The organism is Plantibacter sp. T3, from assembly GCF_902506515.1.
Classification (GTDB): Bacteria; Actinomycetota; Actinomycetes; order Actinomycetales; family Microbacteriaceae; genus Plantibacter; species Plantibacter auratus.
The window spans coordinates 1-9,945 of record NZ_LR733288.1 but is presented as its reverse complement, the minus strand read 5'-3'; the positions used below and the strand labels follow the sequence as shown (position 1 = coordinate 9,945).

Here is a 9,945-nt window from a genome sequence, read left to right as displayed (position 1 = left end):
TGCGATCCCCGCGCTACGGCCGAACCTGGTCGTGTTGTCCATCAGTCGAACCTGAGCTGAAATCGCTGACCCACGTTTTCGTGGTCTTCTGCCCTCCGGGCACCGATTTCTTATTCCCAGCTCAAACGAACGGATAACACGATGTTCAAGGCACGTTCCTACCTTCTCGCAACCGCAGCACTCACCACCGCTCTCGTCCTCGCCGGCTGCTCCGGCGGCGGTATGGGCGGCATGGACATGGGGTCATCGAGCTCGTCCGACAGCTCTGACGCTTCGGCAACGTCGAACAACGCGGACGTCATGTTCGCGCAGATGATGATCCCTCACCACGAGCAGGCGGTGGAGATGAGCGACGTCATTCTCGCCAAGGACGGCATCGATGATCGAGTTGTCGCGCTTGCTACGCAGATCAAGGACGCTCAAGAGCCCGAAATCACCCAACTGAAGGAGTGGTTGGGCGAGTGGGGCGCCGAGGAGAGCGCGTCGGACATGGATCACAACATGGACGGCATGATGTCAGACGACGATATGCAGGCGCTCGAGGCAGCCACCGGTGCCGAGGCAAGCAAGCTGTTCCTGGAACAGATGGTCAAGCACCACACGGGAGCGATCGACATGGCACAGACCGAGATCGCTGACGGGAAGAACGCCGATGCGAAAGCGATGGCTGAGACCATCGTTTCCACCCAGACCGACGAGATCACAACGATGCAGGATCTGCTCGCCACGCTCTAACCGTCCCTCCAGGCACGCCGATCTGCCGGCGGGCGCGCAACTGTGTTCGCGCGCCCGCCGGCACCCAGCAGAGCGGCTGCACGCTGTCCAAGCGAGCCTGGATGAAGCTATCTCGAAGGAAGCATCATCGACGACCTCACCCGTGAACCGTTTCCCACCCGCCGATCTCTCAGAGCCGAACGCGAAGCCGGCCACAGAGACACACCACCACCGCCCCCTCAGCCCTTCCCGCACTCTCGCCGACAAGCTCGAAGGCCCCAGCCCCAACCGGCCCCCCAGGTGCAGGCCACGCGTGCCCGCACCAGCGGACGACGCGGCGCCGGTGCAGCGGCCATGACGTTCGTCGTGTTGATGACGGCATCCATCTCGCTCCCCGCGTTCGCCACGCCGAGCGAATCCGACACCAACGCCTCGGCCGCACCGGCCGGGGACGCGCAGAGCCTCGCGGTCGGGCATGTCAATGCCACCGAGCTGCTGCGTGACGGGTACACGGTCGAGCTCGGGCCGACGACAGCGTCGTATGCGCAAACGGCGAGCACGTACACGAACTACCCGGGCGCGATCCAGTGGCCCTTCCTCGTCGGCGTGCCCATCAGCACTGACTACGGCCCCCGGGTGGCGCCGTGTTCGGGTTGCTCGACATTCCATAAGGGCATCGACATGAACCCCGGCGTTGGATCCCCGATCCAAGCAGTCGCGGATGGCATTGTCCGAGAGGTTTCACCGACCGACAACGGCGGGCTGGGCGTGTACGTCGTCATCGATCACACCATCGATGGGCAGCTCGTCAGCAGCGTCTACGCCCACATGCTCGAGGGGTCTGCCGCGGTGGAAGTCGGGCAGCCGGTGAAGGTCGGGCAGCTCGTCGGCAACGTCGGCAGCACCGGGCAGAGCACCGGCCCACACCTGCACTTCGAGATCCTGCTCGACGGCACCACCCCCACTGACCCGTTCGCCTGGCTCACTGCACGGGTGGGAGCATCATGACCGGTCGACCGTCGCGTGCCCGAACGTTCTCCGCCAGTGTCGCGGTACTCGCTTTCGCTCTGATCCTCGGAACGGCGCAGAGCTCAGCTGCTGAAGAGTATCCGAGCTGGTCAGATGTGGAAAGTGCGCGAGGGGATGAAGCTGCCGCGCAGGCGAAGATCGTGCAGATCCAAGCCCTCATAGACGGGCTCGCGGCTGAAGTCGATGCCGCACAAGACCTCGCAACCCTCCGGGCGGCGGAGTACGAGACGGCGCAGACTGCGTTCGATGAGGGCACGTACCGGGCTGCGAGCTTGCAGGCACAAGCCGATGCCGCGTCGCAGCGGGCCACGGCCTCAGCAGCGCAGGCCGGCCGTCTCGCCGTGAGCCTCAGCCGTACCGGCGCATCCGATCTCTCGTTGTCACTCATCCTGGAAGGTGACAACGCCGCCGACCTGCTCGGGAAGCTCAGCAGCATGAGCAAGCTCAGCGAACGCACCAGCCAGATCTACGACAACGCGACCCGAGACCGCAACGCTGCCGCCGCCGTCACCGCGCAAGCGGTCATCGCACGTGATGCCCTCAGCGCTCTCGCCGTGGAAGCAGAGACCGCCCTCACTGAGGCGACCGCTGCTGCAGCCGCGCTTGCCGCCTCGCTCGCGCAACAGCAGCAGAATGCTGCCACCCTTGCCGCCCAGCTCACCGTCCTGACGGAGAACCGAGCGGCAACCGAAGCGGACTACGCCAAGGGTGAGGCGGCACGCCGAGCTGCGGAAGCCGCCGCTGCCGCTGCAGGGACCGCGGGCCCGTCCCTGGACTCCGGTCAGCTCAGCAACCAGGGGTGGGCGTTGCCGGTCGCCGGTTGGATCAGTGACCGGTTCGGACCGCGCCCCGAGAAACCCGTCGCCGGGGTCAGTGCCTTCCACTCTGGCACGGACCTCGCCGCAGGGTGTGGCCGCGCCGTCTATGCCGCCACGGGCGGGACCGTCATTTATGCGGGCTGGTTAGGAAGCTACGGCAACTGGGTGCTCATCGACCACGGCAACGGTGTCCAGACCGGGTATGCCCACAACAGCACCGTCCTTGTCAGCGAAGGCCAAACCGTGGCGGCCGGCGAGAACATCAGCCTCGTCGGCACCACCGGGGCCTCCAGCGGCTGCCACCTGCACTTCGAGGTCCGTGTTGACGGAGCCCGCATCGACCCACAACCGTTCATGAGCGCCCGAGGAGTCCAGCTTGGCTAAGCCACCAACACATCGAATCACTCTCACCTCTATCGCCGCGGTGCTGCTGCTCGCCGGCCTGGCCGGCTGCACCGCAGCGAGCTCTGCGCCCGAATCGGCCCCGGACTTCGGGCACGTACACGGGCTGGCCGCCGATCCGAGCACCGGCCAAACGTATGCGGCAACCCACAACGGCGTCTGGCTGCTCCCCACTGGGGCGCTTCCTGACACCTACCTCTTTGGCGTCGGCCGCAGCGACATCACGAGCCCGACCCAGGTGGCCGGCAGAGCACAGGACACGATGGGATTCACTCTCGCCGACCCCGGACTGCTCTACGCCTCAGGACACCCAGACCCGGCAGAGCAGCCGGAGCTGAACCCGCCGAACCTCGGCCTCATCGCAAGCGACGACGGTGCTGAAACCTGGCAGACGATCTCCTTGCGCGGTGAAACCGACTTCCACGACCTCGACGTCGCCACCCAGGCCGACGGCACCCAGATCATCTACGGATACGACGCCACCACCAGCACCATTCGCCGCAGCGTCGAGGACGGGCGCAACTGGACCACTGGTGCCCAGCTCGAGCTGCGCGACCTCGCGGCCGACACCATCGACCCTCAGCGACTCTATGCCACCACGGCTGCCGGGTTGATGGAGAGCCGAAACGGCGGGGACAGTTTCGAGCCGGTCAGCGACGCCCCGGCGCTGCTGCTGGTCACGGCAACCGGACAGGGCGGCCTGCTTGGCGTTGATACCAGTGGGCAGATCTGGACTGCGGCGGCCGCAGACGGCGTCTGGACCGGCTCCGGGCGCACCACCGGGACACCAGAAGCCATTGGTTGGGTGCCGGGCGAACCCGGATGGCTGCTCATCGCCGACGATCGCGGCATCACCGCGAGCAACGACCTCGGCATCACCACCGTGACCATGGTCCCCAGCAGCAGTGGAGCACAAGAATGAGCATCCCCACCCGTCGGACGCGCATCGGTGTCGTCACCGTGCTCCTTGCGGTGCTGCTGGCTGGTTGTGCCAACGACCCGCTTGCGGCGCAATATCGCGCGGGTAGCGGCAAGAACTACATCGGCGGAGACGGCACCATCACTGAGATCGCCGCGAAGAACCGGGGCAAGCCGATCAGTTTCGCGGGCGAGCTGGAAACTGGAGAACCTACAGCCTCAACCGACTACCTGGGCAACGTCCTGGTCGTGAACTTCTGGTACGCCGGCTGCGCTCCGTGCCGGGCGGAAGCGGACGATCTCCAGGCAGTCTGGGAGAAGTACCAGGGCGAGGGTGTCGCGTTCCTCGGCGTCAACGTCCGCGACCAAGTCGACACCGCCCTCACCTTCGCCACAAGCTACGGAATCACTTACCCGTCGGCGATCGATGTGAACGACGGCAACTTCAAGATCGCGTTCACCGGCGAGGTCGCAGCCAATGCCGTTCCGACCACACTCGTCCTCGACAGGCAGGGGCGGGTTGCTGCACGCATCCTGGGCGAGATCAGCGACGACAGCATCCTCGACGCCATCGTCGCCACCGTCCTCAGCGAGCCCGAATGAACAGGCGGGAGTGTCATGGGTGAGACGTTCATCAGCATCGTCCTCAACGGACAACTCATCCTCGCCGCCCCGATCGCTCTCGCTGCCGGAATCGTCTCGTTCGCATCCCCGTGCGTGCTGCCGTTGGTCCCCGGATATCTCGGCTACATCGGCGGCATGACCAGCCAGAACAGTGCCAGACCACGGACTCGGCTGCTCCTCGGCGTGGGACTGTTCGTCCTCGGGTTCGCCATCATCTTCGTCACCTACGGCGCACTGTTCGGGGCCGCTGGTTCCTGGCTGATCCGCTGGCAGGACCTGGTCACCCGCCTACTCGGCATCCTCGTCGTGCTGATGGGGCTCGCGTTCATCGGAGGGATCCCCTTCCTCCAGCGCACCCTCAAACTCCCCACCAGTCCGACCGCCGGCCTGGCCGGAGCACCGCTACTCGGCATCGTCTTTGGGCTCGGCTGGACACCCTGCCTCGGCCCGACCCTCACCGCGATCTCGCTCCTCAGCCTGAACAGCGGATCGGTGCTGCGCGGCGCGCTCCTGGGACTGATCTACTGCGCCGGGCTTGGTATCCCGTTCCTCCTCATCGCGCTCGGGCTGAACTGGATGACCGCTGCCGTGACGTTTCTCCGACGCCACATCCGAGCCATCAACATCGCCGGCGGGGTGATGCTGATCGTGATCGGCGTGCTAATGATCTCCGGCCTGTGGACCGCGTGGATCTACTCCCTGCAGGCCCTCATCGGAGGATTCGTGCTCCCCATCTGACGACACCACCGCGTGTACGATTTACGCGTACTCGCTCGTGGGGCGGCGTGCGGCGTGTGATCACGCCGGTGAGGACGAGTCCAGCCAACCCGATCAGAGTGGGAATCGCATCGAATCGTCCGCCGGCTGCCGTCGCGGGGGTGATGGTGTCGCTCAATGGAACGTTTGCGAGCATGGTGCCTGGCTGGAATGTCGGCAGTTGCGTCATTGTACGGCCCGAGGGATCGATGATTGCGGAGACGCCGACCGTCGAAACATTCACCACGCTACGTCCCGTCTCGATCGCTCGGATTCGAGCGATCGCGAGCTGTTGGATGCTCTGATCCGAACGTCCGAAATCGGCGTTGTTCGTCGGTGAAATGATGATCTGAGCCCCGTCCGCCATCATCTGCCGGATCAGCGCATCGTCGACGATGTCGAAACAGATCGCGAGGCCGGCTCGCAGATTCGCGACGGTGAAGATGTTGTCGCGGCTGCCTCTGGTGAAGTCCCGGGGAATGAGAGAGAACAGTTCTGGTGCCAAAGGGGTCCAGAATTCCCGGTCCGGCAGGTATTCAGCGAACGGGACCGGGTGCAGCTTGTCATACTGGTCGACAGCACCACCTTCGCCGTCCCACAGCAGCAGGCTGTTGAAGTCGTCGGTGCCAGATTGGGTCAATGTTCCGGTGATCAGCGGAGCTCCGAGTTGTTCGCTGATGCGAGTGAGCGCACGAGCTGCAGGGTTGTTGCGGAGTGGATCGATGTCCGATGCGTTTTCCGGCCAAACAACCACATCCGCGTCCTGGCCGACAAGTGGTTCGGAGGCGGCAATGTGGTTGTCGAGTATCTCGCCCGGCGCTGGTCTGGAAAACAGGCCGGCGTCGGCGTTGCCTTGTACGGCGCCAACGCGGAGCGTCCCGTTGGTGACTACCGGGAAGCTGGGCACGCTGACAACGACCGTCAATGCCACGGCCGCTATCCCCACATTGCGCGGTAGCGACACCGGCCGCGTGCGTCGGGCAAACTGAGCGAGCAATGCGCTCATGGCGGCCATGATGAATGACAGCCCGGTCACTCCGACCCAGGAGGCAAGGTCACCGAACGGACTTTCTGATTGCGAGAATGCGAGACGACCCCAGGAGAAGCCGCCGTAGGGCCACGTGCTGGTGACTGTCTCGCGGGCGACCCAGAGCCCGCCGATGACGGCTGGTGCAATGAGGTAGCGCAACCACCAGTGGTTGCCCGCCCGGTCGGTGAATCGCCAGGCGAGTGCGATCAGTGTGCAGAAGAGACCGAAAAACAGGGTCTGCAACATTACGAGCGCAGCCCACGGCGCGGGCCCGAGGTATACCGTCAGCCAGAAGATATGCATTCCCCAGAACACGGCCCCTGCACCGGCCCCCACGAGGAGTGCGCTTTTCACTGAACGTCCGACGAGTGAAAGCAGAATCAGCGGTGTGCCGATCCACGCCAAGGGCCACCATCCGAGCGAGGGGAACGCTAGTGCGTTGAGCATCCCACCCAGCAGCGTTACCGGGACAGCCCAGTGCAGGGGTAGCGAGCGGTTAGTCGAGGTATGCAAGGACGCCCATCATTCCGGCTTCGCCGTGGTACAGGTTGTGGCAGTGGGTCAGCCATCGTCCTGGATTGTTGGCATCGAAATGCACTGTGAGTGTGCGGTTGGGGAGCACAATCGAGGTGTCTTTTCGGGCACCGCCGCGAGCGAGCTGGAATGTGTGCCCGTGGAGGTGCATGGGATGCCACATCGTGGTCGTGTTCACAAACTTCACAGCCACCCGTTCGCCGCTCGATACGGAGTAGGGCTTAGCCATCGGATCACTGAGGTCGAAGGAGTTGTAGTCCATGGACCAGTCGTACTGTTTCATTCCACCGCGCAGCCGGACCGTGATCTCGCGATCCACCGGCCGGTTGGGGAGCTGGGCGCTGTCGACAGCGACGAGCTGATCGGCGGTGAGTACTCGCCCCGTGAGCTCTGGGGTGTCGCCGTCGGGAGGCGGCGAGGTGCCCGCGGCAGTTCTGACGATAGCGACTGCTCTGTCCTGCTTGCCTTCTGCCTCGGCGATCAGCGCAAACGCGCCATCGCTTAGAGTGACGATGAAATCGTAGCGCTCACCCATTCCTACCAGGATGGCATCGGTCGTGGTCGGAGTGACCGGGAACCCGTCCGTGTGTGTGACGGTTAATTCGTGACTGGTTAGTGCGATCCGAAACGCAGTGTCAGATCCAGCATTGATGAGGCGTACTCGGACTCGGCGTCCGGGGGAGGACTGGTAAGTCTCGGGATCCCCGGAGGGGCGGCCATTGATGAGGTAGTGCGGGTAGTACACATCTCCCGCGTCGCCGCCGAGTGCGTCTGAAGTTGCACCCATTAACGTGTTTCCCATACGCATGGGCCCATCGCTCATCCCGGTCATGCTCCCCATGCCTTGGGACAGTTCGTCGAGCACTTGCGGTGGCGTTGTCGTCACACCGTCAAGCCAGTCGTCAACGATGACAACCCATTCCTCGTCGTATGCGAGGGGTTCGTTGGGATCTTCAACAATCAGCGCCCCGTACAGGCCGCGGTCGAGCTGGGTGCCCACGTGCGAGTGGAACCAGTAGGTGCCAGGATCGGGTGCGGTGAAGCGGTACTTGAATGCTGCTCCGGCCGCGACCGGGGCCTGGGTGAGGTTGGGGACACCGTCCATGTCGTTGCGTAGTGCTAAGCCGTGCCAATGAATGGTGGTGGGATCCGGCAACTCGTTGGTGAGCGTGGCCTCGAGAGCGTCGCCTTGTCGAAGGCGAATAGTGGGTGCGGGGAGCGGCCCGTAGGCCCATGTGGCAGCTGGAGTCCCAGCAAGGTCGACAGTGGTGACGGCTGCCTTCAACGCAACCTTCGTCAACGCGCCAGTCGCCTGTCTTGCTGCCTCGATGTCTCGAACAGCCGATGATGTTGGCGACAGGAAGCGTGGCTCGGGAGCACATCCCGCAAGCGCCAGCGCTGCGGCTCCTGAGAGCCCAGCCCGGAGGAGGGTGCGTCGTGATAGGCCCGCTGGGGGCTCGTTCGCGTTGAACATGACTTCTCGTTTTCTGATTAGCGGGCAAGAATATTGCCGGTGTGTTGTTTCCAGCCCGGCTCCGAGCGGAGGGTGCTGGTGAGGCGGGCTGCCAGGTGGATCACGAGTGCCTGCGGAGGGTGGCTATTTCTGGCCGGCGACGATGGCGCCGGCGATGAGGAACGCCGCAGCCATTGGGTAGCCCGCCGCGAGGTCCAACCACCCGGGAGGTTGCTCAGGCCCAAATGCTCCGAGATGGGCGAGCCAGTGGCTGATGCCGATCAACGCTCCGGTGACCATGAGTGCCTGGCCGGCGCGGAGGAAACGCTGTCGACGCCGGTATTTCCGACGGGCGAGGTCTTCTGCGTTGGCGGGTGCGTCATCAGATGAGGGGTGGCCGGCAGGATGCGGGGACATCGGGGTCCAATCGGTGTTTGGGTTAGGAATCAGTGGCTGGTCGGCGAGCTGGGCCAGATACGGATTGCGTGACAGGGTCTGACGGGCGGATGCCACGATTGGGCAAGTAGGGGCTCAGCTCGGGTTCTGGGTGACGTCGGCGTTGCACCAGTACCAGGGTGAGTCCGACCAGCGCGGTGAGCAGTGCGGTCAGCATGTTGATTTTCATGCCCGCGATGAGGAGTTCGGTGGGATCCAGGCGGAACGATTCAAACCACGCTCTGCCGACGCCGTAGATGATGAGATACAGCCCGAGCGCTTGGCCCCACCGCAGTGGTGTCCTTCGTTCAACTAGGAGGATGAGCGCGGCACCGGCGAGGTTCCAGAGAATTTCGTAGAGGAACAGCGGGTGAAATAGCGTGTTTGCGGGTAGATCTGCTGGAAATGCTGGTTGAGACGAGTCGATCTGCAGTCCCCACGGCAGTGTGGTGGGGGTTCCGAACAACTCTTGGTTGAAGTAGTTCCCGAGTCGTCCGAATGCTTGCGCGAGGAGCATCCCCGGAGCGAGGGCGTCCGCAAAGGACAGGAATCTGATCCCAGAGCGGCGGCAGGCTATGAAGATGCCGATGCTACCGACGATGATGGCACCGAAGATGGCCAGCCCGCCCTCCCAAACGTAGAGCGTCCGCCACAAGTTTGCTCCTGGATAGAAGTAGTCGCCGGGATGGGTGATGACGTGGTAAAACCGTCCACCAATGATGCCGAAGGGTACGGCCCACAGTGCAATATCGAGGACGATGCCCGGGCTTGCGCCCCTGCGCGTCAACCGTCGCGCGGTGAGAGCGATGGCAATGACGATTCCGGTGATGATGAATAGCGCGTAGAAGTGGATCTGGAACGGGCCGAGCTGCAGGTAACTGATATCGGGACTTGGGATGCTGATGGGAAACCGCATGGGGGAAACACCTCGTGTCGATGAAATGAGAATGACAATGGTTCGCGCCGTGACGCGGAGCGAGGAGAAGGTGGACAGCAACGGGCAGACACACCTCTGGTGCCGCGACGGTCGGGATGCGCGCGGCAGGCCCTGAGCCGCAGGTCGACCACGTCAATCAGCAGTGCTACCACCGGTGTCGAGCAGGCAAGCTTCGATCCCGAGCGCCCGAGGATATCGGCTTACGGCGTTATCGACTTGGGTCGAAGCGACTCGCGCGGCTTAGGTTCGACTGATGGACAACACGACCAGGTTCGGCCGTAGTGCGGGGATCGCG

At 64.0% G+C, this 9,945-nt stretch carries 10 protein-coding genes; 6 read left to right on the top strand and 4 right to left on the bottom strand.

From position 1 onward, the window contains the following. The first annotated feature begins 141 nt into the window (after nucleotides 1–141). The 6 genes from GV015_RS18975 to GV015_RS18950 all read left to right on the top strand — a co-directional run bounded on the left by GV015_RS18975 (nucleotide 142) and on the right by GV015_RS18950 (nucleotide 5,243). Nucleotides 142–735: a DUF305 domain-containing protein gene (locus GV015_RS18975; protein ID WP_236555604.1), complete on the top strand. Its 594-nt coding sequence runs from the start codon at nucleotides 142–144 to the stop codon at nucleotides 733–735. A gap of 333 nt (nucleotides 736–1,068) precedes the next feature. After that, a complete protein-coding gene (locus GV015_RS18970; protein ID WP_159880541.1) occupies nucleotides 1,069–1,722 on the top strand; it encodes a M23 family metallopeptidase in 654 nt (217 codons plus the stop codon). Beyond that, a complete protein-coding gene (locus tag GV015_RS18965; RefSeq protein ID WP_159880540.1) occupies nucleotides 1,719–2,945 on the top strand; it encodes a M23 family metallopeptidase in 1,227 nt (408 codons plus the stop codon). Before GV015_RS18970 ends, GV015_RS18965 begins: the two co-directional genes overlap by 4 nt. Continuing rightward, nucleotides 2,938–3,885 carry a F510_1955 family glycosylhydrolase gene (locus GV015_RS18960; protein WP_159880539.1) on the top strand — a complete coding sequence of 316 codons (948 nt, stop codon included), beginning with the start codon at nucleotides 2,938–2,940 and terminating at the stop codon, nucleotides 3,883–3,885. Before GV015_RS18965 ends, GV015_RS18960 begins: the two co-directional genes overlap by 8 nt. Beyond that, nucleotides 3,882–4,484, top strand: a complete 603-nt coding sequence (locus tag GV015_RS18955; protein ID WP_159880538.1) for a TlpA disulfide reductase family protein — start codon at nucleotides 3,882–3,884, stop codon at nucleotides 4,482–4,484. Before GV015_RS18960 ends, GV015_RS18955 begins: the two co-directional genes overlap by 4 nt. 15 nt (nucleotides 4,485–4,499) lie before the next feature. After that, nucleotides 4,500–5,243: a cytochrome c biogenesis CcdA family protein gene (locus GV015_RS18950; protein WP_159880537.1), complete on the top strand. Its 744-nt coding sequence runs from the start codon at nucleotides 4,500–4,502 to the stop codon at nucleotides 5,241–5,243. Here the strand turns inward: GV015_RS18950 and lnt are convergent. The 4 genes from lnt to lgt all read right to left on the bottom strand — a co-directional run bounded on the left by lnt (nucleotide 5,215) and on the right by lgt (nucleotide 9,629). Beyond that, nucleotides 5,215–6,738: an apolipoprotein N-acyltransferase gene (lnt, locus tag GV015_RS18945; protein ID WP_159880536.1), complete on the bottom strand. Its 1,524-nt coding sequence runs from the start codon at nucleotides 6,736–6,738 to the stop codon at nucleotides 5,215–5,217. The genes GV015_RS18950 and lnt overlap by 29 nt on opposite strands. Nucleotides 6,739–6,787: 49 nt before the next feature. Further along, nucleotides 6,788–8,299 (bottom strand): multicopper oxidase family protein, encoded by a 1,512-nt coding sequence (locus GV015_RS18940; RefSeq protein ID WP_159880535.1) that lies wholly within the window; start codon nucleotides 8,297–8,299, stop codon nucleotides 6,788–6,790. A 123-nt stretch (nucleotides 8,300–8,422) separates the two neighbouring features. Beyond that, entirely contained in the window at nucleotides 8,423–8,695 is a 273-nt protein-coding gene (locus tag GV015_RS18935) for a hypothetical protein (protein WP_159880534.1), read from the bottom strand. Between the two features lie 22 nt (nucleotides 8,696–8,717). Beyond that, on the bottom strand, nucleotides 8,718–9,629 hold the full coding sequence (gene lgt / locus GV015_RS18930; RefSeq protein ID WP_159880532.1) for a prolipoprotein diacylglyceryl transferase: 912 nt from the start codon (nucleotides 9,627–9,629) through the stop codon (nucleotides 8,718–8,720). Nucleotides 9,630–9,945: the final 316 nt, after the last annotated feature.

Excerpts from the sequence above, each read along its gene's own strand:
- GV015_RS18975 (WP_236555604.1), top strand. The coding sequence starts at position 142 with ATGTTCAAGGCACGTTCCTACCTTCTCGCAACCGCAGCACTCACCACC.
- GV015_RS18935 (WP_159880534.1), bottom strand. The coding sequence starts at position 8,695 with ATGTCCCCGCATCCTGCCGGCCACCCCTCATCTGATGACGCACCCGCC.
- GV015_RS18950 (WP_159880537.1), top strand. The coding sequence starts at position 4,500 with ATGGGTGAGACGTTCATCAGCATCGTCCTCAACGGACAACTCATCCTC.
- GV015_RS18965 (WP_159880540.1), top strand. The coding sequence starts at position 1,719 with ATGACCGGTCGACCGTCGCGTGCCCGAACGTTCTCCGCCAGTGTCGCG.
- GV015_RS18970 (WP_159880541.1), top strand. The coding sequence starts at position 1,069 with ATGACGTTCGTCGTGTTGATGACGGCATCCATCTCGCTCCCCGCGTTC.
- GV015_RS18940 (WP_159880535.1), bottom strand. The coding sequence starts at position 8,299 with ATGTTCAACGCGAACGAGCCCCCAGCGGGCCTATCACGACGCACCCTC.
- GV015_RS18955 (WP_159880538.1), top strand. The coding sequence starts at position 3,882 with ATGAGCATCCCCACCCGTCGGACGCGCATCGGTGTCGTCACCGTGCTC.
- lnt (WP_159880536.1), bottom strand. The coding sequence starts at position 6,738 with ATGCTCAACGCACTAGCGTTCCCCTCGCTCGGATGGTGGCCCTTGGCG.
- lgt (WP_159880532.1), bottom strand. The coding sequence starts at position 9,629 with ATGCGGTTTCCCATCAGCATCCCAAGTCCCGATATCAGTTACCTGCAG.